Annotated in this window: 19 protein-coding genes and 1 pseudogene; 11 read left to right on the forward strand and 9 right to left on the reverse strand. The window is 68.1% G+C overall.

What is annotated here, in order from left to right:
- Nucleotides 1-8: 8 nt before the first annotated feature.
- Nucleotides 9-140, reverse strand: coding sequence for a hypothetical protein (locus tag FBY22_RS45200; RefSeq protein ID WP_260845347.1), 132 nt, complete (start codon nucleotides 138-140; stop codon nucleotides 9-11).
- Nucleotides 141-364: 224 nt separating this feature from the next.
- Between FBY22_RS45200 and FBY22_RS20090 the strand changes: the two genes are divergently transcribed.
- Complete coding sequence (locus FBY22_RS20090; RefSeq protein WP_142147912.1) at nucleotides 365-823, forward strand: hypothetical protein; 459 nt, start codon at nucleotides 365-367, stop codon at nucleotides 821-823.
- 1,381 nt (nucleotides 824-2,204) lie between these two features.
- On the forward strand, nucleotides 2,205-5,504 hold the full coding sequence (locus FBY22_RS20110) for a S8 family peptidase (protein WP_174267358.1): 3,300 nt from the start codon (nucleotides 2,205-2,207) through the stop codon (nucleotides 5,502-5,504).
- Nucleotides 5,505-5,776: 272 nt separating this feature from the next.
- Here the strand turns inward: FBY22_RS20110 and FBY22_RS20120 are convergent, their stop codons facing one another.
- Nucleotides 5,777-6,211 (reverse strand): hypothetical protein, encoded by a 435-nt coding sequence (locus FBY22_RS20120; protein ID WP_186363024.1) that lies wholly within the window; start codon nucleotides 6,209-6,211, stop codon nucleotides 5,777-5,779.
- Nucleotides 6,212-6,720: 509 nt separating this feature from the next.
- Here FBY22_RS20120 and FBY22_RS20125 point away from each other — a divergent pair.
- Together FBY22_RS20125 and FBY22_RS20130 are read left to right on the forward strand one after the other, a co-directional pair.
- Nucleotides 6,721-7,608, forward strand: coding sequence for a radical SAM protein (locus tag FBY22_RS20125; protein WP_142147918.1), 888 nt, complete (start codon nucleotides 6,721-6,723; stop codon nucleotides 7,606-7,608).
- Between the two features lie 14 nt (nucleotides 7,609-7,622).
- Entirely contained in the window at nucleotides 7,623-8,039 is a 417-nt protein-coding gene (locus FBY22_RS20130; protein ID WP_142147920.1) for an NUDIX hydrolase, read from the forward strand.
- 14 nt (nucleotides 8,040-8,053) lie between these two features.
- On the opposite strand, the gene FBY22_RS20135 is transcribed toward FBY22_RS20130, so the two are convergent.
- The 4 genes from FBY22_RS20135 to FBY22_RS20150 form a co-directional block, all read right to left on the reverse strand.
- Complete coding sequence (locus FBY22_RS20135) at nucleotides 8,054-9,754, reverse strand: hypothetical protein (protein ID WP_142147922.1); 1,701 nt, start codon at nucleotides 9,752-9,754, stop codon at nucleotides 8,054-8,056.
- Nucleotides 9,754-10,542 carry a hypothetical protein gene (locus FBY22_RS20140; protein ID WP_142147924.1) on the reverse strand — a complete coding sequence of 263 codons (789 nt, stop codon included), beginning with the start codon at nucleotides 10,540-10,542 and terminating at the stop codon, nucleotides 9,754-9,756. The genes FBY22_RS20135 and FBY22_RS20140 overlap by 1 nt, the downstream gene beginning before the upstream one ends.
- Nucleotides 10,543-10,749: 207 nt before the next feature.
- Nucleotides 10,750-11,319, reverse strand: a complete 570-nt coding sequence (locus FBY22_RS20145) for a hypothetical protein (protein ID WP_142147926.1) — start codon at nucleotides 11,317-11,319, stop codon at nucleotides 10,750-10,752.
- An 88-nt stretch (nucleotides 11,320-11,407) separates the two neighbouring features.
- Nucleotides 11,408-11,701, reverse strand: a complete 294-nt coding sequence (locus tag FBY22_RS20150) for a LexA family transcriptional regulator (protein ID WP_222127809.1) — start codon at nucleotides 11,699-11,701, stop codon at nucleotides 11,408-11,410.
- Between FBY22_RS20150 and FBY22_RS45990 the strand changes: the two genes are divergently transcribed.
- Nucleotides 11,637-12,371 (forward strand): hypothetical protein, encoded by a 735-nt coding sequence (locus tag FBY22_RS45990; RefSeq protein WP_399211523.1) that lies wholly within the window; start codon nucleotides 11,637-11,639, stop codon nucleotides 12,369-12,371. The two genes, FBY22_RS20150 and FBY22_RS45990, sit on opposite strands and share 65 nt — an antisense overlap.
- Here the strand turns inward: FBY22_RS45990 and FBY22_RS44230 are convergent.
- Nucleotides 12,334-12,781 (reverse strand): annotated as a pseudogene (locus FBY22_RS44230) (IS5/IS1182 family transposase); the annotation flags it as partial. The gene FBY22_RS45990 and the pseudogene FBY22_RS44230 sit on opposite strands and share 38 nt — an antisense overlap.
- Nucleotides 12,782-12,946: 165 nt before the next feature.
- Entirely contained in the window at nucleotides 12,947-14,518 is a 1,572-nt protein-coding gene (dacB, locus tag FBY22_RS20165) for a D-alanyl-D-alanine carboxypeptidase/D-alanyl-D-alanine-endopeptidase (RefSeq protein WP_260845018.1), read from the reverse strand.
- An 825-nt stretch (nucleotides 14,519-15,343) separates the two neighbouring features.
- Here dacB and FBY22_RS20170 point away from each other — a divergent pair.
- Nucleotides 15,344-18,388, forward strand: a complete 3,045-nt coding sequence (locus tag FBY22_RS20170; RefSeq protein WP_142147934.1) for a serine/threonine-protein kinase — start codon at nucleotides 15,344-15,346, stop codon at nucleotides 18,386-18,388.
- Nucleotides 18,389-18,609: 221 nt separating this feature from the next.
- Here the strand turns inward: FBY22_RS20170 and FBY22_RS20175 are convergent, their stop codons facing one another.
- Nucleotides 18,610-18,846: a type IV peptidase gene (locus tag FBY22_RS20175; RefSeq protein WP_142147936.1), complete on the reverse strand. Its 237-nt coding sequence runs from the start codon at nucleotides 18,844-18,846 to the stop codon at nucleotides 18,610-18,612.
- A gap of 174 nt (nucleotides 18,847-19,020) precedes the next feature.
- Here FBY22_RS20175 and FBY22_RS20180 point away from each other — a divergent pair, with 174 nt between their 5' ends.
- The 5 genes from FBY22_RS20180 to FBY22_RS20200 are packed head-to-tail and all read left to right on the forward strand — an operon-like array spanning nucleotide 19,021 to nucleotide 24,623.
- Nucleotides 19,021-20,100, forward strand: coding sequence for a GlxA family transcriptional regulator (locus tag FBY22_RS20180; RefSeq protein WP_222127810.1), 1,080 nt, complete (start codon nucleotides 19,021-19,023; stop codon nucleotides 20,098-20,100).
- Entirely contained in the window at nucleotides 20,097-21,899 is a 1,803-nt protein-coding gene (locus FBY22_RS20185) for a thiamine pyrophosphate-binding protein (RefSeq protein ID WP_142147938.1), read from the forward strand. Before FBY22_RS20180 ends, FBY22_RS20185 begins: the two co-directional genes overlap by 4 nt.
- Complete coding sequence (locus tag FBY22_RS20190) at nucleotides 21,871-22,524, forward strand: SRPBCC family protein (protein WP_142147940.1); 654 nt, start codon at nucleotides 21,871-21,873, stop codon at nucleotides 22,522-22,524. The genes FBY22_RS20185 and FBY22_RS20190 overlap by 29 nt, the downstream gene beginning before the upstream one ends.
- On the forward strand, nucleotides 22,521-23,540 hold the full coding sequence (locus FBY22_RS20195; protein ID WP_142147942.1) for a 3-oxoacyl-ACP synthase III family protein: 1,020 nt from the start codon (nucleotides 22,521-22,523) through the stop codon (nucleotides 23,538-23,540). The genes FBY22_RS20190 and FBY22_RS20195 overlap by 4 nt, the downstream gene beginning before the upstream one ends.
- 3 nt (nucleotides 23,541-23,543) lie before the next feature.
- Nucleotides 23,544-24,623: a histidinol-phosphate transaminase gene (locus FBY22_RS20200; RefSeq protein ID WP_142147944.1), complete on the forward strand. Its 1,080-nt coding sequence runs from the start codon at nucleotides 23,544-23,546 to the stop codon at nucleotides 24,621-24,623.
- Nucleotides 24,624-24,819: the final 196 nt, after the last annotated feature.

The following is a 24,819-nucleotide window of genomic DNA, read 5'->3' on the forward strand; positions in this document are numbered from 1 at the left end:
GCCGTCGACTACACCGGCCCCTTGCACACCTGGATCCACACCAGCGCACCCATGACGAAAGCACCCGCCCCGGACGGCAGGTAGGTGATGGTGTGCAGCCACAGACGGTCGGCCGGGCCAAGGCACTCTCTGTCCTGCACGCAGCAGCATCAAGGGACCTCCGTCGAGCTGTGGTCCTGAGCAAGCGTCATACAGTGCTTCGCGGGGCCCGTGTCGAGCGCACTCGATACGGGCCCCGCCACGTAGTTCGTCGCTTGGAGCACAGGGCCAGTACGGTGTGGGGGCGGCTGCGAGGGCCTGCAGCCTGGCTGCTGGCGCTGCGGCACGGGTGAGTGGGGTGCCACGTGTCGGTAGCATCACGGGTATGCCCGGCTTATGGATCGGTCTCGATGCCGCTGCCCGGCGGAGGAATTGGTGGTGGACCGGGTTCTTGACGTTGGTGTGTGTCGGCGCGGCGCCAGCGGTGGCGCTGTCGGAGCCAGCGGCGGATCGATGGTGGTGGGTCGGCGGCGTCGCCGGGTTTTGGCTGGCCGGGTCCTTTTACATGATCAACCGTGGATACGGTCGGACGCTCCTCACGCCTGATGGGATGGAGTTCCGTACCTTCGTCAGTCGCAGATCGGTCTCGTGGTCCGAGATCGCCCGGATTGAGAAGCGGCGCCACCAAGGCCGCAGTGCTGAGTGGTGGGACGTGTCCGCGGTGCGGGTCCGTGGACGAGCGCTCACGATTCCGGGTGTCTTCACCAGCAGGCGGTGGGATGACGACTTCGAGAACAAGGTGGCGGTCATCCGCGAGTACTGGTCCCGCGCGGTCGCCAGCTGATGATTTTCAGGCCTCGTCATGAACAGAACCACCGCTGTGACCCCTATCCCGCCCCTGGCCTCAGAGCCCGATCCGTGTGCACTCATGTGCCCCGCAGACAGTGGGGTGCTGGACTGGCCCGCCTGTGCTCGCCGACGACCCCTGCGACGCTGAGCACCGTTCGGCGCTGGCAGCTCAACGTCGCCACGGTAGCCGCACACGCACTTAGTCTGGCAAATGATCACCACCAGCAGCCCTTGTCACCTAGATCAATGACGTTGCTGCGGTGGAACTGAGCCAGAGATGCTGGACCAATGCCAGGGCAGCGGAAGAGGAAACGTCAGCAGCAGGACGTGAGACGGCGGGCTGCACTCCGCACCCGTCCCGACGCGGGCCACTGGCAGGTGATCTTCGAGACCCAGGACGAGTCGAAGTGGCATGCTCACCTGCGTCAACTGCGTGCCGGACCGGCGCGGATCGACTGGGCAATGACTCGAATCGACACCCTCTGTGGACGCCTCGTGGAGCCGACCACGTACCGGTTGAGTGTGTTCGTACTTGACACTGCGTGCGAGCAGTGACGGCCGACGATTCCGCATCGCCGGTCCCGGTCGTACCCGTCGGCCTGAGCCGGCGGGCCCGGAGGTTCGTCGAGATAGACGGTATCCGTCTCCCTCGCCAGGACGCCCGGCGCCACCGTGACGCGTGGATCAGAGCGGGATCCCCGCCGCGGAGATCGAAATGGCCGCAGCCTTCCAAGACCGTTGGGGCAGCCTCGCCCTCCCACCGGCTCCGTTCTACGAGGGTGGCCCACGCATTCTGAACGCTGACTGCCCCGAAGAATCCGCGGCAGAGGGCTGGTCATTTCCTGCGGGGACTGCCAGGTGTCCATGGCCTACGGATTCGCGATCGGCCCCGATGGGGCATTCGGGATCGACGCCTACTACTGGACGCCTCTGCATGCGAGCACAGATGGATGGGTGGAGTCCCTGGCGCTCGCCGCGCATGCCCGGCGCTGGGCGACGACTGTCACACGGCTCACTTCGGGCACCGGCTCGTGGCCGCCAAGGCCAGTACGGCGGCGGCCTTGCCCGTGACGTCCCGCTGGTCCGGTCGAATGTGAGACCACGTCCACCGTGCGCGCGAACGCAGGTGCCTTGCGTCGCGTAACGCCGTTGAGACGGGCGGGAGTTCGCGATTAGGCCACAGTGTCTGCCCCGGCGCGTAACAGTTGTAGGCAGCGCTTTCACACCAGCCTCTCAACTCTTGAGCCCTCTGATCACCCCCGGCATACTTCGTCGTCCGGGGGGGTCGGTGTACACGTGTACGAGATACCCCTCGGTCGGGTGAACGGGGAATTCGCCCGATACCTCATCTCCAGGGGGAGATCTTGCGCAGACAACTGAAAAGAGCAGCTGCGGCCACAGTGGCCACCGCCGCAGCCGTCGCCCTCGCAGCGGGTATGACCAGCCCGGCGTCGGCGAAGCCCGCGCAGCAAGTCCAAGCCGCCGGCTCCTCACTCACCGTCAAGCACCACGTCACCCTGATCACCGGGGACCGGGTCGACCTCGACGCCAAGGGCCGCGTCGTCGGCCTGCGGCGGGCCAAGGGCCGGGAGAACATACCCGTCCAAGTCCGCAAGGCCCACGGCCACACGCTGGTCGTCCCGGCCGACGCGGCCCGCCTGGTCGCCTCCGGCAAGCTGGACCAGCGCCTGTTGGACATCACCGAGCTGAACAAGGCCGCCATCCGCAAGGCCCAGAAGAACGGCCTGAAGGTCATCGTCGGCTACAGCGGCGCCGCCGCGGCCGCCAGGACCGACGTCCGGGACGCCGGCACCCTGCGCCGCAGCCTGAAAGCGCTGAACGCGGACGCCGTGCAGACCCCGGTCAAGGACACCGCCGAGCTGTGGAACGCCGTCACCAACGGGGACAGGGCCGCCTCCGGCATCGCCCACGTCTGGCTCGACGGCGTCCGCAAGGCCGCCCTGGACAAGTCCGTGCCGCAGATCGGCGCCCCCGTCGCATGGGCCGCCGGCTACACCGGCAAGGGCGTCAAGGTCGCCGTCCTGGACACCGGTGTCGACGCCACCCACCCGGACCTGAAGGCCCAGGTCATCGCGTCCAAGAACTTCTCCACCGCAGCCGACGCCACCGACCACTTCGGGCACGGCACGCACGTGGCCTCCATCGTGGCGGGCACCGGCGCCAAATCGGGCGGCAAGTACAAGGGTGTCGCCCCCGACGCCCAGATCCTCAACGGCAAGGTCCTGGACGACTCCGGCTCCGGTGAGGACTCCGGCATCCTCGCCGGCATGGAGTGGGCGGCCGAGCAGGGCGCCTCCGTCGTCAACCTCAGCCTCGGCGGCCAGGACACGCCCGAGATCGACCCGCTCGAGGCCGAGGTCAACAAGCTCTCCTCCGAGAAGGGCATCCTGTTCGCGATCGCCGCCGGCAACGCAGGTCCCCAGTCGATCGGTTCGCCGGGCAGCGCGGACGCCGCGCTCACCGTCGGCGCCGTCGACAAGAAGGACAAGCTGGCCGACTTCTCCTCCACCGGTCCGCGGGTCGGCGACGGCGCCATCAAGCCGGACGTCACCGCGCCCGGCGTGGACATCACGGCCGCCGCGGCCAAGGGCAGCGTCATCGACCAGGAAGTCGGCGAGAAGCCCGAGGGCTACCTGACCATCTCCGGCACGTCGATGGCCACCCCGCACGTCGCGGGTGCCGCCGCCATCCTCAAGCAGGAGCACCCCGACTGGGGTTACGCCGAGCTGAAGGGCGCGCTGACCGGCTCCGCCAAGGGCGGCAAGTACACGCCGTTCCAGCAGGGCTCGGGCCGTATCGCGGTCGACAAGGCCATCACCCAGTCCGTGATCGCCGACCCGGTCTCGGTCAGCTTCGGTGTGCAGCAGTGGCCGCACACCGACGACAAGCCCGTCACCAAGCAGCTCACCTACCGCAACCTCGGCGACAAGGACGTCACGCTCAAGCTGAGCAGCACCGCCACCGACCCCAAGGGTCACGCGGCCCCGGCCGGCTTCTTCAAGCTGGCCGCGACCTCGGTGACCGTCCCGGCGCACGGCAAGGCCGCGGTCGGCTTCACGGTCGACACCAGGCTGGGCGGCACGCTCGACGGCGCCTACTCGTCGTATGTGACCGCGACGGGCGACGGGCAGACCGTCCGCACGGCCGCCGCGGTGCAGCGCGAGGTGGAGTCCTACGACGTCGCGCTGAAGTTCATCGGCCGTGACGGCAAGCCGGCCCCGTACTACAACGCCGGCCTGACCGGTGTGGCAGGTCTGGCCAACGGCCAGCAGCTGAACCGGTACGACAAGTCGGGCACGGTGAAGGTGCGGGCGCCCAAGGGCACGTACATCCTCAACGCCGCCGTCTTCGGGGACCCGCAGGACGCGAGCAAGGGCATCGACTCGATCGCCCAGCCGAAACTGACGGTCGCCAAGAAGCAGACGATCACGATCGACGCGCGCAAGGCCAAGCCGGTGAACATCACCGTGCCGGCCTCGGATGCCAAGTCCGTGTTCGCCTCGCCCGAGTGGGACGTCACGGTCGGCGACGGCCAGTACGGCTTCGGCTGGTTCCTCGACACGTACAAGAACTTCCATACCGCCCACCTGGGCCCGCAGCTGCCGGCCGGCACGCTGACCCAGCAGTGGGACGGCCACTGGACCAAGGGTGCCACCGAGCAGTACGACGTCACCTCCGGCGGCCCCGTCAGGCAGCTCGCCACCGGCTACACCAAGCACTACAAGGCCAGTGAACTGGCCACGGTGAAGGCACGGCTCGGCGCCTCCGTGAGCGGTAAGAAGGGCTCCGTCTCCGCTCTCGGCTGGCTGCCCGGCGCCTCCGGTGCCTCCGCCGTCTCCATCCCGCAGAAGCTGCCCGGCACCCGCACTCTGCACCTGGCCGCCAAGGGCGGCGTGAAGTGGGAGCTGGAGTTCGAACAGGACGGCGGCCTCGACCAGGACGGCTTCCCGATCGGCGAGGCCGGCTACGCCCTCGGCGCCCAAGCCTACACGGCCGGAAAGTCGTACACGAAGACGTTCAACACCGCGGTCTTCGGCCCGCACCTGAACGCCGACTTCGGTGTCTACCGCGACGGCAACCAGATCTACGGCATGCTGCCGCTGTTCGCCGACGGAGCCAAGCACGCCGGCTCCTCGCTCTTCACCTCGGTGAACACCACCCTGTACCGCAACGGCGACAAGGTCGGCTCCAACCACGACCCGCTGTTCGGCGAGCCCTTCAAGGTCCCGTCCGCAGACGCCGCGTACAAGCTGACCACCTCGGTCAAGCGCGCGTCGAACGTCGCCGCAGTCTCCTCGCGGATCGACGCCACCTGGACGTTCCGCTCCAAGAAGCCGTCGAGCGGCTTCGCCAAGCTCCCCGTCTCCGCCCTGCACTTCGGCGCCACGACCGGCCTGGACAGCCGGGTCGACGCCGGCAAGCAGGTCACCTTCCCGGTGACCGTCGAGGGCGCGGCCGCGGGCGGCAACCTGAAGTCCCTCTCGGTGTACGTCTCCTACGACGGCAAGACCTTCAAGAAGGCCACCGTCCACGGCGGCAAGATCACCGTGAAGAACCCGGCGAAGAACAAGGGCATCTCGTTCCGCGCCAAGATCACCGACAAGAAGGGCAACACGTCGGCGATCACCATCTACAACGCCTACCTCGGCAAGTGACATGCCGGTAGGCCGATGACGGACGGCCCGCGGGAAGCACCGCTTCCCGCGGGCCGTCCGGGTGCGCAGCCCCGGACCCCCGCCACCCGCGCGTCGGCCGAGCGCGACTCGGACGGCGGGCACCGAGCGAGTCGCGTCCATGTACCCGGTGCACCGGCTTGCTGCGTCGACTCGTCAATGTGCCCGGCCTCGGGTCGGTGCGGTGAAATCGGACGCTATGGAACGGTCCCGGCCAGCGCGTGGCAGCCAGGCAGCGTACAGATCTAGATGATCTATTCCAAGGGTCGCTCCTGGCGTTCGTCAGCTAAGTTGCCGTACTGACATGAGTAGATGGCGGTGATCCTCGCCTGTCGCGTCATCGTCGTCCGGTACGCCACTGAGCAGTACCCGCTGGCCAGGACCCAGAAGTTCAAAGCGCACTGCTTGCAGGCGTAGTTGCAGCCGAGGTGGGTCTCCCAGCTCGCCTTGCCGTAGCCCCGCTTCGACGGCTGGCGAACGAGGAGGAAGTCCGCGAGGGGCTGGCCGGTGACGTCCAGGTCGGGCCACGGGGCGGTGACGGCCTCGGCGAGCCAGGCCGGGGCCGGCTGACCCGGGTCGAGGACGCGCAGCTCGTCGTAGGCGGCCTCCGGCAGGAGGGCGCCGCCGCGGCTACCCGGCCGCATGAGGACGTACTGCTCCAGGAAGGGACTGGAGATCAGGGCATGCATGCAGGCTCCAAGCGGAGGGATGGGCCGCCCCGGCCGAAGGAGAGTCATTTCCATCGCGACCGGGGCCGGGGTCTGTGAGGGGGAAGGGCGTCAGTTGCCCGTGGCGAGGCCGCTGATGACTGCAGCTACGACAGCGAGGAGTGCTGAGGTTGTGGTGGATACCTGATCGCGTAGTTGGTGCCTGAAGCGCGCCGGGTTGCGGGGCAGGCGCACGGCGCGCGTTCGGCTTCTGCCGCGCTCACGCGGTGGCCTTCGCCGTGCTCGTCCTGCCCTCCCTGCTTCTGAAGGCGCACCGCCCCGCGTATCTCTATGCGGGGGTGCTGGAGCATGATCCGAGGATGCGGTCGCGCCGGGTTGCGGAGGCAAGCGTCCAAGCGTTTTTCCCGTTCGGCAGAGGCCGCTCACCAACCGGGGTCCTTGGGTAAATCGGCCCCGACTCGTTCTCAGAACGCATCTCGAGACGCGGTTTGCACACTACGCTCATCCTGCGCACGAACATCAGGAGAGCAATGCCCGACCCTGCCCTGCGGCTGCCGGCCTATGTCGATCTTCGTTTGCTCGGCAGATGCAATCTGAGCTGCCCGTTCTGTTTCGGACCTCGGCACGAGGTTCCGTCGATGGACGAGAAGGACGCCTTCCGGGTTGTCGAACTTCTGCGCCGGGCAGAAGTGAGAGGCGTGGTCATCTCGGGTGGGGAACCGACGCTGCTGCCCTATCTGACCGATCTGGTCGCGGAGTTGAGCGAGCCTCTGCCGTCGGGCGCACCGGGCCCGAGGGTCGTGCTGTCCACCAACGGGCTGGCTCCGGTGGTGACGATGAAGCGGATCCTGCCCCATCTCTCCTGGATCGCACTGCCCGTCGAATCCGCCGACTTGGAGCAGCATCAGCGTATGCGTACGGGAGTAGCACCGCACCGCGACCGCGTACTCGGTCTCCTGAAGGAGGTACGCACACGCCATGGACACGTGCGGGTGAAGCTCGGGACGGTCGTCACGCGGCTGAACGCGACCGGGGCGCACAGCGTCCTGGACCTGGTCCAGGAGGACGCCTGGCTGCCGCACGTCTGGAAGATCTACCAGATGTCTGAGACGAACTACGGTGCGGACAACCGCGACTGGCTGGCCGTCAGCGACGACGTGTTCGAGGACGTGGTGGAACGGTGCGCGAAGACGGCCGCCGACCGCGGTGTCCAACTTCAGGTGTACCGCAATTCCACCCGTAGCGGCAGCTATCTCTTCATCGATCCCGACTGCCAGGTGGTCGTCATCGACGAGGGCCGGGAGCGGCGTATCGGCGACCTTTTCGAGGACCAGGAAAAGATCGCCGCTGATCTGCATGGCGCGGTCGATCTCACAAGGAACGCGGGGAATTTTTCGGGCACTTATCCGGATCTGTGACACGGAGGAGAATCATGGACTCGGTCGTTCGTGTCGGCGTGCAGGCCATTGTCCGGTCGGCCGATGGCGTTCTGCTCGGGCTGCGCAAGAACACCTTCGGCCAGGGCACGTGGGGACTGCCGGGCGGGCACCTGGAGATCGGAGAGTCGATCTTTGAGGCGACCGCTCGGGAGCTCATGGAGGAAGTCGGCATCCGCCCCATCGCGCTGCGGGTCGCGTGTGTCACCGACCCTCAGCCCGAGGCCAATCACCACATGCAGATCGGTGTCGACGTGCTCGGACACGAAGGACGCATCACGGTCTGCGAGCCGCACCGCTGCGAGCGGTGGCAGTTCTGGCCGCTCGACGCGCTGCCCGACGCGCTGTTCATCGGTTCGATCAAGGTGCTGGACAGTGTGCGGGCGGGATCACTGCATCTGTCCGCTTCCTGACGACACCCTGCCGGTCAGCGGGAACCCGACTTCTTGTTGGCGTTGGTCAGGGTCGTCATCAGTAAGCGCAGCCGTGACTGGTACTGCTTTTCGTTGCGGCGGAAGTGGTCGAGACTGCTGGCGAGTTCCCACTGGGTCGCGAATCCCGCCAGGCTGTCCTCGTACAGGCGGGTGGCCCGGTTGAAGCGGACTTCGAACGTCTTCATGCCATGGCTGGTGCGGTATTCGGGGTCGGTCGTCACATAGGGCTCGTAGAAGCCGCCTTCCGAGGTCAGCAGCGTGGTCGCGGGGATGTCCATCGGAGTCAGGCGCAGTTCGATTGCCTCGCCGTACGTTCTGCGCAGTTCCTCGTAGGCCTCGGTCACCGCGACGAACGTATCGACGTAGTACCTGCTGTTCCTGATGATGTCGATGATGTTCTCGGCCGTGACCTCCCCATCGGGGTGAAGATCCTTGTTTATGAAGACACCAAGGCTGTTCCACGGATTGCTGATGATGATCTCGAAATGAACGTGCCGGGCCAGCCTTTCGAGGAGGATCGGCCGGAAGCGGTTGGCGTCTTCAAGCAGATACGACGCCCCTCCGTGAGCAATGAGCCTGACCAGCGACCCCTCCCGGCGCAAGGCCTCCTTCTTAGCGGCGTTGCGCTCCTCTCCGTCCTGCGGCAGATAGAAATGGTCGATCCGGTACGGCAGTTCGAGGGAGGAGGGCAGGTCGGGCAGTAGGCGGGCCCGGCTGTCGAGAGTCGCGAGGCTCTGGGGATGGTCGACACCGAGGACCGCGGACGTGGTGCCCGCGATGCGCTCGAGGGCGGCGAGCGCGCTGCTGCCACTGGGGTCGGAGCTGGCGCTGGTGGCTTCGAGTTCGGCGTTGGCGAGGACGGCGCGGACGGCCAGGGCGCGCGGGTCCTCGGTGCCGTAGGTGGCGGACACATGCAGGCCGATGATCTCCAGGGCCTCTCTGCCCCGCGCCGCCTGCTCGGGCTGCCCGGTGGCGGCTGCGTTCTTGATGGCTCGCAACGCCAGGTCGAAGGCGGCATTGAGGGAGAGGGAGTGGTGGTCACCGGCGATCTCGGAGAACGTGCGGGCGGCCTGCGCGAAGGAAGTCGTGGCTCCTAGGTCCTGCACGCCGGCCGGAGTCGCCGTAACGGCCGCCCGCACCCAGTTGATCATCAGCCGGACCGCGGCTTCCTCCTCCTTCCCGTCCCGATCCGCAGGCCAGGAACCGCCCATGGCGTCGAGTGCTTCCTCCGCCGAATCGGCCCACCTGCCGGCGTCCCGTGCGTTGCCCGAACGCAGGTTGACGGCGGCGAGATTGGCGAGGATGCGGGGCCGCAGGGAGTGTGCGCCTTCCCGCGCCTTACTCAGGCCCGTGACCAGCGCCGACCGGGCCTGGTCCAGTTGCTCGTGCTCGGCGAGGAGCACGGCCGCGTCGCTCCAGACCCCGGCCCCGCAGGCGTGCGGACCGGCCTCCGCCAGTTGCAACAGCCGCAGGCCCAGCCATACGACGCGCAGGGATGACGCTTCGAACCGGAGCGCCAGCAGCACCTTCGCCAAGTGGACCAGCCGCTCCGCTGATCGGGGCGGCAGATCGGCGGACTCGAGGTTGGTCGCGTAATCCTCGAACGTCGACTCGTCCGCCCTCTTGGCCCCTTGTGCCACACCGAGGAGAAGATCTTCGGCAAGGGCGACGGCCGAATCGAGGTCGGCATTCATCACCGGCCCTCCGTCTCGTCATTCGCGCGCGTAAGAGCGCTGGGGATGGTGACGGGGGTGACAAAGCCGAACTCGCGCAGGCGTGCGCGCATTTCACTGGCGTACCTGTCGCGGTACGGCGGGACGTTCGCCCGCTGCACCTCGTCGACCCCGAAGAGATCCATGGGCGGCGGGGGCTCCACGGTGGGTGACTGTGGGCTGCCGTCCGTACCCGTGATCGCGGGCCACATCGACTCGACGACCTCGGTGAGGCACAGACAGCGCAGTCGCCGCAGCGCTTCCCTGACCGTTGCCGCGACCAACCGAGGCTGCTCGTCCGGACCTTGGGCGGGGGCGACCGTGTGGTTGAGTCGCACGGCGACACCGAGCACGACGGGGAAACGGGCAGCCCCGGCTCGCTCGATCGGCATTCCCGCGCGCCCCGTGTAGGCCGTGCGGTTCGCCTGCTGTTCCTCGGCGTCGGCGCCGGCACAGTCGAGCACGAGTATCTCGACGGCCGACCGGCCGGAATCCGAGTGGTGGAAGGTGGAGGCCGTGAGCACGGTTCCGTGCAGCATCACGCTGTACGGAGTCGGGCGCGCCGTGCGCCAGGGTTCGCCTCTTCTGGCCTGGTCGAAATAGATCTCGGGACCCGGTAAGTCCTCGCTGTAGAGCCGAATGAGCGCCAAGTCCGCGTCCGGACAACGCTGTTCCACGGTGCCGGAGATTCTGCGGCCCTGCGGCAGCTGCAAATCCACCGTCGTGTCCTCGCGGATCTCGCTGCCGAGATGGTGGTCGGCGGTGAGCACGAAATGCCGTGTCATACGGAATCCCCCACCGAGGACTTTCTCCTTGTGGGACAGCTCCACCGTGTATTCAGCCGACGTCACCCGTGATCCCCCGATCGACGACAGGATCAGTATGCCCACGAGGTATGCTCACGATCCTGAATCGACAAGGATAGCGCGGCGGTTGGTGCGAATCGAGATGCTCCGCCGCAACTCCTGCCGACGCTGTCACGGCCGGTGCCGCCACCAGGTGAGGCGGGACAGGAGCGGATGTGCGGCCCCGTCCGCCTCCGGCTTCGTCTGGATCTCCACCTGGACGATAGCCACAAATTCAAGATCGGATTTTTGGGCGCGTGCCGCTTCCCGCAGCACTGCCGCCCACAGAGGGTCCCCGGCCGGATCCCGGAGGGGGGTTCTGCCCTGTGCCGCCTGCTCTTTCCATACCGCGACGCTCGTGATCCATTCCGTCATCGCGGCGACAGTGCTCGCGTGCGCGTTCACCACCCGGCGAGACCCGTAGATCTTCAGCCGCGCCAGCACCAGATCGGCCTCCACCTCGCGGCCCCGCTGCGCGGGCACCTCGGGCAGCTCACCCGTCTCCAGAACTCCCGCCCTGAACCGCTCCCCGCGGTGGACCGACGTGAGCGCGTCCTCGTAGACCGTCGCACGCCGCTCCCAAATCCGGTTCTCACGGTCACGCGCCAGGGTCGCCCTCTGGATGAGCAGCGTGCTGGAGAACGAAGCAAGTGCGCCCACGGCGGTGCCGATGAGCGTGGCCTCCACCGTAGTCAGCTGCATGGCGCTCATCATGACAGCTCACGGTCGGGCAGGTGCTTTGTGCGCAAGGAGTTCCCGGCGACCTGGGACGCGCCCCCCTGCGGGAGTTTCACAGCACGCGCAGGACTCCGGCAACCTTGCCGAGGATGCGCGCGTCGTCGCCGCGGCTCGGCTCGTAGGCCGAGTTGCGGGGCATCAGCCACACCTGTCCGTCCTGCGGGCGCAGCACCTTCACGGAGGCCTCGTCACCCAGGGGCGCGGCGACGATGTGGCCGTGATCCGCGCTGTCGGTGCGCTGGACGGTGACGATGTCGCCGTCGCAGAACGCCGCGTCGATCATGGAGTCGAGGGAGACGGTGAGGGCGAAAGCGTCGCTGTGGCCGCCGGTGATCTGGCGGGGCAAAGACCGGGAACTGCAACTCCTGCTACGACTGAGCCGTGACCGACTGACCGACTACGGCCTGCCGACCCCGGCCCATCGCGTCCTGGCCGCCCATCCGACGACTTCGGACGACCTGTTGTCCCGGCTGGGCCACGGTGACATCACGGTGAAAACCGCGCCCACACACGCCGACGCGAGTCATGTGTCCTTCGAGGACGGAACGTCTGAGGAGATCGACGCCATCATCTACTGCACGGGGTACGACAGCGCGTTCCCCTTTCCCGACGATGAGCTGATCAATCTCACCGACAACGACGCGGCGCTCTATCGACGGGTCGTCTCCCTCGATCAGCCAGGCTTGTATTTCATCGGTCTGATCCAGCCCCTCGGAGCCATCATGCCGGTGGCAGAGGTCCAGTCACACTGGGTGCCGACCTGCTGCAGGACAGGTGCGCACTGCCCGGACGGGAGGCGATGCTCGACGAGATCCGCGGTTATCGCATCCGAACGGCCCGCCGCTACGTCGCCTCCAACAGGCACACGAACCAGGTGGACGCACAGGCGTACCTCAAGGAGTTGGCCAGGGAACGTAAAAGAGGCCGTAGCCTCGCAGATGACCATGCTGCCGTGCCAGCGCGGACCGCATACGTGCGGTCCGCGTCACGGCGGGGGTACCGGATGCCACGGTTAGCCAGCCATCGTCGCAGGTGCCGATAGTCGTAGCCCTTGTCGCCTTGCGGCTTGCCGGTCCCCCGCACGGCCGTCGGCGGTTCGCGGCGGAGAGGCCTCTCGACAGGGCAACCCGCCGCGGTCGACGATCAGATGGGATTCCGACACGTCCTTGCCGCGGTGGGCCGGTCTTGGTCCCGTTGGCTGCCCCCTCTGAGAGCGCGGACGCTGACCGAGCCGCTCGCGCAACGGGACCAGTCCAGCTCGCCGCGGGAGCCGAACTGATCCAGGACCAGGCGATGGAGTTTGACCCACGTGTGCACCCTGACGTGGCCATGAAGATGATCGCGCCCGGCACCTCACGATCTCCTCGCCGACGGTGGCAGCGCCACCCTGCGTGCGAACGGGTGCCAGCGGCACCAAGCCCTCCATTGCGGCGACTGGTTCGTTCCCAAGATCGCATCAGTCCATCCGCACAGCCGAAGGGGCGGCACACGTGTGGGGCCGGCGGGGTGATCGCACGCCCGGGGCCGGTGAAGAGACGCGATCCCGGGCGTTTTCCGTACCGTTGGCGCTGGTAGCGGTTGCCGTGCGCCGTCACAGGTGTGCCGAGGCCTCCTCCTGCAGCAGTGCGGAGATCTGGTTGGTGTCGTCGAAGATGCGCATGACGCCCTGGATGTCGGGGGCGGTGGCGGAGTTGACCAGTTCAACGAAGATGACCACATGGCCGTCGTTGGTCAGCAAGTAGCCGGCCTGGCTCTGGTCCGCCACGGCGAGTCGGCCGTTGAGCCGGTCCAGGCCGATGACGGTTCCCGGTTTGGCGAAGACCTTGCCTCTGGCCGGGCAGTGAGTGCAGGAGTTCGCATTCGAGCCATCGACCCCCAGGATGGGCAGCGACAGCCGGAAGGCGGTCGCATCGGGAGTGCGCAGCCAGTAGGCGAGAACCTGGGCGAGGCCGACTGGGGTGGCCTTCTCTGTCGCGTCGCCGCCGCGTCCGTCATCGAGTTGGAACTGCGTCGGGTCGACGTGCGCGACCCGGGTCAGGAAGTCGTGCTCGACCCCGAATCCGCCGGCGAAGCAGTCCTTGCTGCCCCGCAGACCGGCCATGTTGCACAAGGCCAGGTTGGCGCCGAGGTTGTGACTGACCTTCAGGATCAGCTTGGCGTACTGCCGGTAGGGCGGGGAGACATAGGCGGCCACCCGCGAATCATGGTCGTAGGACGCGGGCAGTTTTCGCTCGGGGTTGGGACCTGTCTGCCGGGCGCTGACGGTGACGCCTGCCCGGCCGAGCGCCTCGATCAGCGCGGTGCGGCCGAAGGCGTTGGGATCCTGGATGGGTGAGGTCCTCAGGACGGGCTGCGTCCCGGCCGCGATCTGACCGGACACGGTGATCTTGGTGCCGTCCGGGGAGGCCTTGACCTCGATGTTCGTCGTACCGCCGGCGGCCACGGTCTTCACCTTGAAGTCGACGCTGTACGGCTTGACCTGCGGACGCCAGAACAGCTTGGCCGCGTGCCCGGCGGTGGTGGGGGTGGTGAGCAGGTCGATGAGGTTGTCGTTGATGATCAGCGGGGTGGGCTGCGGGTCCAGCTCCGGGGGCGTGAAGAGCCTGGGATCGACGACGACGTCACCCTGAACGCGGGTGATGCCTGCGTCGCGCACCTGCCGGGCGATCTGGTTCACTCCGGCGAGCGGGTTCTCCGGGGTGAGCGTGGCGCCGGGCAGGTCGTTGGCGGACGTGTGGTCGAGGTCGGTGTAGTCCACCGAGCCGTCGGGCTTGGTCCGCCCGCCCATCGTCAGGTCGCCCTGGGCGACCAGTGCCAGGTTTCCCTTCAACGTCGAGCCGTGGCGCGTGCCCGCCGCATACACGGGCGTGGTGAATCGGTGGCCGGGGCCCAGGCTGTGCCAAGCGGCCGAGAGGGTGACGAGTTTGGTGTCCGAGCCGGGGACGAAGGACTGCCGCGCGAACTGTGAGTGGATCACGTGCCCGTCCGAGGGGTCGACCTCGTAGACGCCCCATTGCGCATTCTCGTAGCCGGGCTTGTGCATGATCGCCTCGACGGCGGGCGGGAGGTCGCTGACGTGCCCCGTCTCGAGTGTGCGTGCCGGCGCGGCCGCCAGCGCCGCAGGAGCGGTGACGGCCACGCCCGCCAGGGTCACGATCGTCACGCAGGCTGCGCCCCAGGGCCGCAGCCGACTACGGAACATCGATTTCATGCACACCGCCGATTCGAGGAAGCAGTCCAAACCGAAAAGCCGTGAGGTATACGCCAAATTCGGCAGAATCGTACGGGCCAGGCCCCACTCACCCTTCCGGCTCCACTCCCCGATGACGGCATGTCGGGCGCAGATCATCCCTTCAGCCGATCACAGCCGAGCCCACGCCCCGGCCGGAGGCTGTGGGAGGCCATGTTTCCACCCCGGAAACTGCCCCGCTCTGCCTACCGGACGGGTCGGCGACGTCGTGGGATGCGGAGCGTGCGCCGGATCGGAGGCCGAGGAGCCGCCGTCTCCGGTCGTCACCTGCGACCACCGGTTGACCATACGCAGGATCAGTGACAGCGCATCGTGATGCTGGCCCTTGTCCCGCTCACTCGCGGCAAGTTCCCACTGCACAGTGATCAGTTCCTCACGCAGCTGCGCGGACTCGCACCGCGCCTGGTCACGGTCGGCACGGACAACATGCAGGTTCTTCAGCGCCCCGCGACAACTCGTGCCGCAGACGGCGGAGCCCTTTGGCCGTTCCTCCTCGGCCTGACGATCACGCGATAAGGAGGCAGGCAGTGTTCACCGTCACCGGCTCATTCCACGACGGTGCGATGAGCAACCCGTAGATCAGGGTCCTCAGGAAGCTCCACCCAAGCGACGGTACATGTCGCCACTGCACCGTGCCCGGACGGGTGAACCCGAAGCTGAACGCAATCCGGGGCGTCCGCAACCTCCCCGGACAGGACACCACACGCCACTGTCGGCCAGGCAGCGCCGGCTCCACCGGTGGCGGGATCGATCGTCAAGCCCTTGATGGAGAGGCTGCAGCTGCACGTCTGCGATGAAGGTGGCAAGCACGCACCAACAGACACAACGTCAATGATGATCCGCATCAACCGTTGCCCCCCATATGAGCGAGACATGCACGCTCCCCTGGAAATGGCTCGTGCGAGCGATCAAGTCTCACCGGATTACGGGTACTTTGGAGCGGCACGGACGACCGTGCGCGTGGCGTGTGTGCGCTCCGACCTGGGGGTGGGGTCTGTGGTGAAGTGGGGCAGGCGCAAAGCGAAGGAGACTTCGGACACCGAGGATCGTCCATCACCGTCGGCCGACGCCGCGGCGGCTGAGCAGGCAGGTGGGCGAGGGAACGCCGCCGAGGCCGTGAGCCGCTACGAGGCCGCCGTTGCAGAAGCCGTACGGCAATACGGGCCCGAGGCCATCGAGACACTGGCGATACGCCATCAATTGGCGCACTGGACAGGAGAGTCGGGGCGTCCTGAGCATGCGCTGGAACTGTTCGCCCGGCTGCTTTCGGACCGTGAAAGGCTCCAGGGACCGCACCACCCGGACTCCGAACTCGCCCGGCACCAATTGGCGCACTGGTACGGCAGGGCCGGCCGCTTCCAGGAGGCCGTGAACCGTTACGAGATCATGCGACGAGTGGCCGTACAACAGGACCGCCTCGAGACGGCGTTGTCCATGATGTGCGAGGTCGGGTACTGGCAGCAGCAGGCCGGGGACACCGCGGCCGCGCTGCGTACATTCGCCGAGATGCTGCGCAGTGCGCAGCAGGAACTGGGGCCGACGCACGAGCTGACCGGGATCGCCCGCCAGCGGTATGCGGAACTCGCCGGAGATCTCCCGTTCGGCAATGAGGGGGGCCACGACGGCCTGCAGAACCTCATCGCCGCGGCGGCGGAAGTCGAGGGCCGCGGTGACTTCCGCCGGGCCGGGCGCCTGTACGGGCAGATAGCGGCCCAGTCCGAACGCCTTTATGGACACGCCAGTTCACAGACCCTCGCCGCGCTCGTCGCGCAGGCCAAGGCCGCGGTGAACGCGGGGGACCACGCGGAGGCCGCCGAACGCTTCGACGCGGTCCTCACCTGCATGGAGCTGCAAGGACGCGGGCCGGGAACCCGCGAGTACGACATCCTTCGCGGCCAGCGCGACGAACTCGCCCGCAACGCCACACGCGTCACCTTCCGCATCGGGCAGCAAACCGGCGCGGTGTTGGGGCAGAAGGTGCAGGCCGCCCCCCAGACCGCGTGCGGCGTCCTGGCCCGCCGGCCGGAAGCCACGTCCACCACCTGTGTCGTCGCCGTCCTCGACGACACGGATGACGGTGCGCCGGCCGATATCCCTGCGGAGCAGTGGTCGGCGGTCATACGTCACCTGGCAGAGCAACGGTGGGAAGCGACGGCTGTGTACTTCGCCCGCCAGGACCGTCGGCCTACGGCCGCAGACGCCCAGCTGTGCCGACGTCTGGGGCTGCTGGGCGTGTACGTGTCGTGCATGGACTCCTCGAACGTCCAGGTCGAGGCCTACAGCTTCACCGGTTCTGAACCGGTGTACGCCCCGGTGGTCGTCGCAGCGGAGGAGTCGACCGCCCCTCAGCAGGCAGCCGCACAGCCCGCAGCCGGTGGCGTGGCGTTTCATCCGGGAGCCGAGGCGTTGGGGCAGTGGCGGGAGGTGGGTCGGGTGCGGCCCGCCACGGACGCGGATGGACCGTCCGCGTTCGGCAGCTACGAGGTACTGGAGCGAGTGGGGCGAGGCGGCTTCGGCGACGTCTATCTCTGCCAGGACCCCGACGGTGTGATGGTCGCGGTGAAGACCCTGCACGCCCAGTACGCGAACGTCCCCCCGATCAGGCTGGGCTTCGCCCACGAGGTGCAGGCGGCCCAACGGGTCAGCGGACGGTTCACCGTGCCGGTGATCGCCGCCGACCCCGATGGCGACACGCCATGGATGGCGGTGCCGTACGTGGCCGCCCCCTCGCTCCAGCAGCTCCTCGAACAGTGCGGCAAACTCGACGAGCCGACCGTACGCGGCCTGGGAGCCGGCATCGCCGCCGCTCTGAGCGCCATCCATGCGCAAGGCATAGTCCACCTGGATCTGAAACCGGGCAACGTCCTGCTCACCGCGGACGGACCGCGCGTCATCGACTTCGGCATCGCACAGATCGAGCGGCTGACCGAGCCGCGCCGCGGCTTCGCCGGAACCTACGCGTACGCGTCGCCCGAGCAACTGCGCGAGCAGCCGGTGTTCACCGCGGCCAGCGACGTGTTCTCCCTGGGCACCTTGGTGGCCCGACTGACGCTGGGGCGCAGTCCCTGGGGTGGGGACACGGCGACCGTGGTCGCCAACATCCGGGCCGGCGCACCAGACCTGCGCGGACTGCCCTCCTCACTGCACGATGTGGTGCGCTCGTGTCTGCAGCTCGATCCGACCCGGCGGCCGACGCCTCACGAGGTCGCCGAAGCCCTGCAACCCGGATTGGCAGACGGCGATCTCGGCCCGCTCCCTCTCTCGCAGGAAGCCCAGGACCTCGTCGCCGCGTATGCCACGATGCCCGCCACCCGCTTCTACGAGACACTCGCCGACACCAGGGCCGCTGTAGAGGGCGATGTGGCCCCGACGCGCCCGCCGTCGACCGGCGCCCTCACCGCGACCGTCGCCGACGGCCCGGAAGACGACGCTGACCGGCGTGCCGTGCCCTCCCGCGACACGACACCTGCCCACACGGCCGCCGCAGAACTCGAAGCGCGGATCCATGCGTGGGAGCAAGAGGCCGAGGACAAAGAGCAGGCGCAGACGCGTCACGAATGCGGCGAGTTCATGGAAGAGGCGCGTGCGCTCCTCGGCGCGACCCACCCCCTGACGCTACGACTGCGCGTCTCACACGCGATGCTCGGCTTCGACCAGCCCGGCGGGATGGCAAACGCCGAAAGGGCGATCGGGCAGGCGGCCAGGCACCTCGGCGAAGGGCACCCCACCGTGCGGGACGCCCGCGCGCTGCTGGCGATGGTGAAATCGACCGGAAGGACCTGAGCACCCGCCTTCGTGATCACGGGTGCCTGCGCGCTCAACGATTGCAGCAACGCAAAGGTCCTCATCTGAATGCGTCGACAGCGTCGATGCCGCTCGGATGGGAACGTGCCGGGTGGCACGGTGAGGCGCTCGGGCCCGTGTCCGTGCCCGAGCGGCGGGAGATCAAGAAGATCGCGCAGTCGACCCGATCCAGCGGCCGTCTCACTGCTGCAGCCCGTCTGTCAGGAGCCGCAGAAGCCCACGCCGGCGAGGGTCCGGGCGCGCAGTAACAGGTCGAACGGGATCCTGCTCCTTCGGTCGGCCCGGCCCACGAGCATCATGCCGATCCCGTAGAGCGCGCCAAGCAGGTGGCCGACGAGTGTCCCGACCAGGACGATCGGGCAGCCGTACCGGCCCAGCAGGGCGCCCAGGACGGTGATCGAGGCGTTCAGCGCTGGCCCCAGAGGGGGAACGCCCATGCCGCTGCCGTCGGCCCCGCGTCTGCAGCCCGCGCACTCGCCCAGCACGCCGTAGATCCGTCACAGCCGAGTGGTGGCGCGGTCCGCGCCCTGTGAGCTGTCTCACCCACCCCTGGCCGCTCACGGCACGAACTGCATGGCCAGCACTGCTCTTACGCACTCGACGACCGCTCGTTGGCCGGATACGTCAATGATCTGTCATTGCAGCCAGTGCGGCAGTCGATACAGGCTGTGATCGTGTTTGAGCGACGTGTTGTTGTGGTGGTGTACGCGGGCGCAATGGCGCTGGACATCACCGGACCAATTGAAGTGTTCGATACCGCCAACCGGTTCCTTGCTCCGGCGGGCGCCCCCTACCGGATCGAGCTCGTCTCCCCCGAAGCACCACTGGTGCGCATGAGTTCCGGGATGAAGGTGGAAGCCGCGCCGCTGGAGGCGGGTGAGGGTCCGATCGACACGCTCCTCGTGCCGGGCGGATGGAGCCTCAACGGGGCGCTTCAGGACCGGGCGCTGGTCTCCTGGATCCGCCAGGCAGCGGCCCGGTCCCGCAGAGTCGCCTCCGTATGCGGCGGATCCTTTCTGCTCGCCGAGGCGGGCCTCCTCGACGGCAGACGCGCGACCACGCACTGGGCATACAGCGATGCCTTGGCGTGCCGCTATCCGGACGTGACGGTCGACGCCGAGCCGATCTTCATCTGGGACGGCCCCTTTGTGACCTCCGCCGGCGTGTCGACGGGGATCGACATGGCGCTGGCTCTGGTGGAGGCCGACCACGGCTCGGCTCGCGCCCTGCAGACGGCGCGGTTTCTCGTGCTGTTCCTCAAACGGCACGGTGGTCAGTCGCAGTTCAGCGCAGTCCTCGACGCCCAATTGGCCGACCATCCGCCGATCCGTGCCGCGCAGGAGTGGATTCTGGACAACCTGCACAACCCCTTACCCGTCGCCGAGATCGCCCGGCGAGCCAACATGAGCCTGCGCAACTTCGCCCGGGTCTTCAGGCGCGAGGCGGGCACGACCCCCGGCCAGTACATCGAGCGGACCCGTATCGCCCGCGCCCGCGAGCTGCTGGAAACCACCGATCTGACCATCAGCCAGATAGCGCGCCGCTGCGGATTCGCCGCCCCCGAGACCTTCTTCCGCTCCTTCGGCAGAACGCTGGGACTCACCCCGACGGAATACCGGCACCGCTTTCAACTCATCTCGCCATCCGGCTCCATCGACCCGCACCCCGAGACGGACAGGAGCTCCGTATGACCCCAAAGAACGCGGACTTACCCGAGGCAGGAACGGTACGTCTGGTCGACCACCTGGCCGGCGAACTCGCCAGGGCCGGCGTCACCCACGTGTTCGGGGTCGGCGGCGCGAACATCGAGGACGTGTACGACGCCGTTCACCGCGTCGGCTCGATCCGCGGCGTCGTCGCCAAACACGAGTTCTCCGCCGTCACCATGGCCGACGGATACGCCCGTACGACCAGGCGCCTCGGCGTCGTCGCCGCCACCTCGGGCGGTGGTGCCATGAATCTCCTGCCGGGCCTGGCCGAGGCGTACGCCTCCCGGGTGCCCGTGCTGGCCCTGGTGGGCCAGCCTCCCACCGGGCAGGAAGGCCACGGGGCGTTCCAGGACACCAGCGGCAGGGCGGGATCCTTCGACGCCAGGGACGTCTTCGCACCTGTGTCCCGGTTCTGTGCGCGGGTCGATGGCGCGGAGTCGCTGAAGGAGTTGCTGCCTCGGGCCATAGCGGCGGCACAGGCCGATCCGCGTGGTCCGGCGGTGCTGTTGCTGCCCAAGGACGTGCAGCAGGCACAGGTGCAGTTGCCCGGGCGCAGCGTGGCCCAGATACCGGGTGTGCTGCCGTCGGCACCGACGGCGGCGGCACCGGCGGCACGGCTCGACACCGTGGCCGTCAGCGCCGTGGCGGACACTCTTCGCGCGGCCGGCCGCGTCCTCGTCATCGCCGGTGAAGACGTCGCCGCCACGGACGCACGCGCGGAACTTGCCGAACTGGCCCGACGCCTCGGGGCGTGGGTGGCGGTCACCCCCGACGCCAAGGACGTCTTCGACAACGGTGATCCACGGTTCGCAGGCGTGGCCGGGGTGATGGGTCATGCCAACGTCGAAGACTGTCTGCGGCGGGCGGATGTGTGCCTGCTGGTCGGCACCCGGCTGCCGCTGCTGGCACGCGGGGGCCTCGACCGGGCCCTGGCTGCCACAGAAGTCGTCTGCCTTGGTCCCGAACCGCCGTTCGTTCCGGGCACCACGCTGCTCGGGCATCTGCCGGACACGCTGCGTGCGGTGACCGACCTGCTCCCGCCGCGACGACGCGCCTGCCCTCAGCACTCCGGCCCCCTTCCCACCGTCATGCCGAGCCCGGCCCCTGAGGCCCGAGGCCGCACCATCCGCTACACCGAGGCTGTCGCCGCGGTGGAGGCGGCACTCCCCGACGACGCGCACGTCTTCGTGGACGCCGGCAACGCAGGGGCCAGCGCGGTCCATCTCCTCCCGGCACCGCGCCACGGCCGCTTCGTGGTGGCGGTCGGCATGGGAGGCATGGGATACACCTTCGGAGCCGCAATCGGCGCCGCGCTCGCCACCGGCCGACGCACCTATGTACTCGCCGGGGACGGGGCCTTCTTCATGCACGGGATGGAAGTGCACACGGCCGTGGAGCACGCCGCACCCGTGACCTTCGTCATCTTCAACAACAACGCCCACGCCATGTGCGCGGTGCGGGAGGAGTTCCTCCAGGGCGGCATCCGCAGCGACGACCTCTTCTCCCGGACCGACCTCGGCGCCGGGATGGCTGCTGCCTTCCCGTCGCTGGAGGTCACAGGGGCACAAGACGCCGCGCACCTGCGCAGGGCTCTGCTGCGCAGCAACGCGGGCTGCGGCCCGGCGTTCGTCGCGCTGGACTGCGAGCCAGGTGAGATCCCTCCGTTCCTCCCCTTCCAGTCCTTCACCGAAGCCGCCCGAGCCACCGAAGCCACCGAAGCCGTAGAAGGCACCGACAGCAAGGAGAACTCCCATGAGCGAGGCGTCGTCCACGTTGGCTGACATCCCCGGTCTGATGCGGATCGAGAACACCGGCAAGGAGGAACTGACCGCCCACTGCATGGAGCTCACCCATGCCGTCTACCCCCACCATCAGGTCTACGGGCAGTACTGCACCATCCACGAGTACGTCGACTGCCCCCCGGAGCAGGCCTACGACTACCTGCGCCAGGGCCACCACCTGGAGGAGTGGACCTGCACCCTGCGGGACTTCGCGCCCACCGGCACACCGGGGCTGTGGGCCGGCTACGACCGGCTCGAGGACGACACCAGGATCTACTGCAAGGTGGCCGCCAACCCCGAGGCCATGACCGTGGACTACCACTGCTCCTGGGACCAGAGCGACAGACTGTGGATGATCTACCTGATGCGCGTCGTACCGGCTCGCCTGGTCCTCGGCAAGCCAGGGTCGGTGATCACCTGGACCAACTGCCGCCACCCCTATTACGACGACAATCCGCACCCCGACATGGCTCCCCGCCCGGACCGGCCCTGGGTGGGCGACTTCTGGGATCTGTTCTACGCGGGGCACACCGTGGAGATGAACAACCTCAAGGCGATCCTGGAACACCGCCACCGCAATGGCCTGCCGGTGTGCGTGGCTCCGGTGAAGGCGGTGGCTCGGTGACCACGGTCAGTCTCACCGACGTCGCAAGCTACTTGCCCGGCGAGCCGGTCCCCGCGGCGTTCTACACCGAGTACCCGGGAGCCGAGGACAAGTTGCGCAGCCACCCCATGTTCAAGGTCCCGCCGTTGCGGCACCACGTGGCAGCGGACGAGACCAACGCGGACATGGTCGAGCGCGCCGTACAGCCCCTGATCGATCGGCACGGAAAGACCGAGATCCGAGGTGTGGACGTGCTGCTGGTGCACAGTCAGCTGCCGGACCTGCCGTTCGTGGGCGCCGGCACCGAGGTGGCACGCCGCCTGGGCCTGAACCCGGAGTGGCTGGTCGACGTGGCCAACGCGGGCTGCGCGTCCTTCGTGTACATGTTGAAGCTGGCGCGGCAGATCCTCATGACCACCGACGCCAAGACCGCTTTGATCTGCAATGCGCAGAGCGCCGCGGGCCAGTGGTTCACGCAGTCGGAGGTGCGCAGGCTCGCCCAGGCCGCGATCCCGGGCGACGGATGCGGCGTGGCGTATGTGACGACATCGGCCGACAGCCCCGTACTCGACGTGGAGACCCGGCATATCGGCGAGTACGCCGGGGACATGACCGTGGCGGTCGACGACGGCCGAAAGTACTGGGAGCCGGGAAAGTCCCAACTACGCATCGGATTCACCGACTCCAGCGTCGCCAAGGTCCTGGCACGCGGCAACCGCCTCGTCCCGGAAGTGGTCACAGACCTGTGCCGGCGGCTCCGCGTGGCGACCGCCGACATCGACGTCCTCATCACCAACCAGCCCAACCGCACCTTCCTTCGAAATTGGCGCGAGGCGCTGCAACTGCCCACCGAACGGCACCTGAACACCTTCGACGAGTACGGGAACCTGTTCGGAGCGGCGATGCCGATCACTTTGGACCACGCGGTCCGCTCACAGCAGGTGGAGGACGGTGACCTGGTGGTGCTCGGCGGATTCGCCCATGCGGGCGACTTCGCCGGTGCCGCCGCGGTCCGTTGGCACGGCGGGCGGGGATGACGTATGGACATCCCCGTGCTGCACCGACTGGCGCTGAACGAGAGCCCGTACCCCCCACTGCCGTCAGTCCGCAGGGCGATGCAACGTGCTGTGGCACAGGCCCACCGGTATCCGCCGTTCTACCCCGACGACCTCACGGAGCGGATCGCCGCATGGTGCCAGGTGAGCCCCGACCGCGTCGTGATCGGCAACGGTTCGGTGGGCGTGGCCCTTCAGTTGCTGCAGGCGGTGGTCGAACCCGGCGAAAGACTGGTCTACGCCTGGCGCAGCTTTGACGCGTATCCCCTGCTGGCGGCCATGGTCGACGCTCAGCCCGTCCCCGTGCCCCTGGCCCCGGACGGATGCCAGGATCTGGGCGCCCTGCTCGCGGCGCTCGACGATCGCACCCGCGTCGTGGTGCTGTGCAATCCGCACAACCCTACCGGCAGCCTGATCACCGCCGACGCGCTATCGGCGTTCCTGCGCCAGGTCCCCCGACACATCACCGTGCTCCTCGACGAGGCTTACATCGAGTTCGCCCGTGACACCGACATGCCGGATACACCCATCCTCTTGCTCCACCACCCCAACCTGCTTGTCCTGCGCACCTTTTCGAAGGCGTACGGCCTGGCCGCCCTGCGGGTCGGCTATGGACTCGGCGCTCCCGGCCTGGTGGCACGAATACGCCGGCAACAGCTGCCCTTCGGGATCAACGCGGTGGCAACTGCGGCGGTGAAGGCCTCGCTTCGCGCCGCCGGCGAGCTGCGCCGACGCGTGGACACCGTCATCGTCGAACGCGAGCGGCTCCACCACCAACTCGTTCAGCGAGGCTGGCACATACGCCCGGGCCACGCCAACTCCGTATGGCTCGCTGCCCCCGATCCGGTCGACGAGGCTGCCGCGGCACTCACCGCTGCCCGTGTCCAGGCGCGCCACTACCCCGGCGAGGGCCTACGGCTCACCGTCGGCAGCCGGCAGGCCAACGACGCCGTGCTCGCCGCGTTGACGGGGGTCAACCGGTACAAGGTGTCCGGCGGAAACCCCTCGACCGCACCAGCGGACGGGGCGATCGGCACGTACCGCGGACGGCCGGTGGATAGATAGGGGCCTGCAGACCGCACTCGCGGCCTTGGGCATGGCGGTTCACCGGTGGAGGGGTGCGCGGGGACTGCCGCCGCGGGGGCGGGCACGGCGGGCCGCCGCGACGGTCACCGTACTGATCGACACGGTGGGCGACACCGTGGACTGCGTCGGTGAGGACAGGCGACGGGCACGGCGCTGGTGCCTGTGGTGGTGCGGC

It is taken from the genome of Streptomyces sp. SLBN-31, from assembly GCF_006715395.1.
Taxonomy (GTDB): domain Bacteria; phylum Actinomycetota; class Actinomycetes; order Streptomycetales; family Streptomycetaceae; genus Streptomyces.

Coding starts and splice junctions, on each gene's coding strand:
- FBY22_RS20130 (WP_142147920.1), top strand. CDS start 7,623: ATGGACTCGGTCGTTCGTGTCGGCGTGCAGGCCATTGTCCGGTCGGCC.
- FBY22_RS45990 (WP_399211523.1), top strand. CDS start 11,637: ATGGAGTCGAGGGAGACGGTGAGGGCGAAAGCGTCGCTGTGGCCGCCG.
- FBY22_RS20185 (WP_142147938.1), top strand. CDS start 20,097: ATGACCCCAAAGAACGCGGACTTACCCGAGGCAGGAACGGTACGTCTG.
- FBY22_RS20190 (WP_142147940.1), top strand. CDS start 21,871: ATGAGCGAGGCGTCGTCCACGTTGGCTGACATCCCCGGTCTGATGCGG.
- FBY22_RS20135 (WP_142147922.1), bottom strand. CDS start 9,754: ATGAATGCCGACCTCGATTCGGCCGTCGCCCTTGCCGAAGATCTTCTC.
- FBY22_RS20125 (WP_142147918.1), top strand. CDS start 6,721: ATGCCCGACCCTGCCCTGCGGCTGCCGGCCTATGTCGATCTTCGTTTG.
- FBY22_RS20120 (WP_186363024.1), bottom strand. CDS start 6,211: ATGCATGCCCTGATCTCCAGTCCCTTCCTGGAGCAGTACGTCCTCATG.
- FBY22_RS20200 (WP_142147944.1), top strand. CDS start 23,544: ATGGACATCCCCGTGCTGCACCGACTGGCGCTGAACGAGAGCCCGTAC.
- FBY22_RS20175 (WP_142147936.1), bottom strand. CDS start 18,846: ATGGGCGTTCCCCCTCTGGGGCCAGCGCTGAACGCCTCGATCACCGTC.
- FBY22_RS20145 (WP_142147926.1), bottom strand. CDS start 11,319: ATGCAGCTGACTACGGTGGAGGCCACGCTCATCGGCACCGCCGTGGGC.
- FBY22_RS20090 (WP_142147912.1), top strand. CDS start 365: ATGCCCGGCTTATGGATCGGTCTCGATGCCGCTGCCCGGCGGAGGAAT.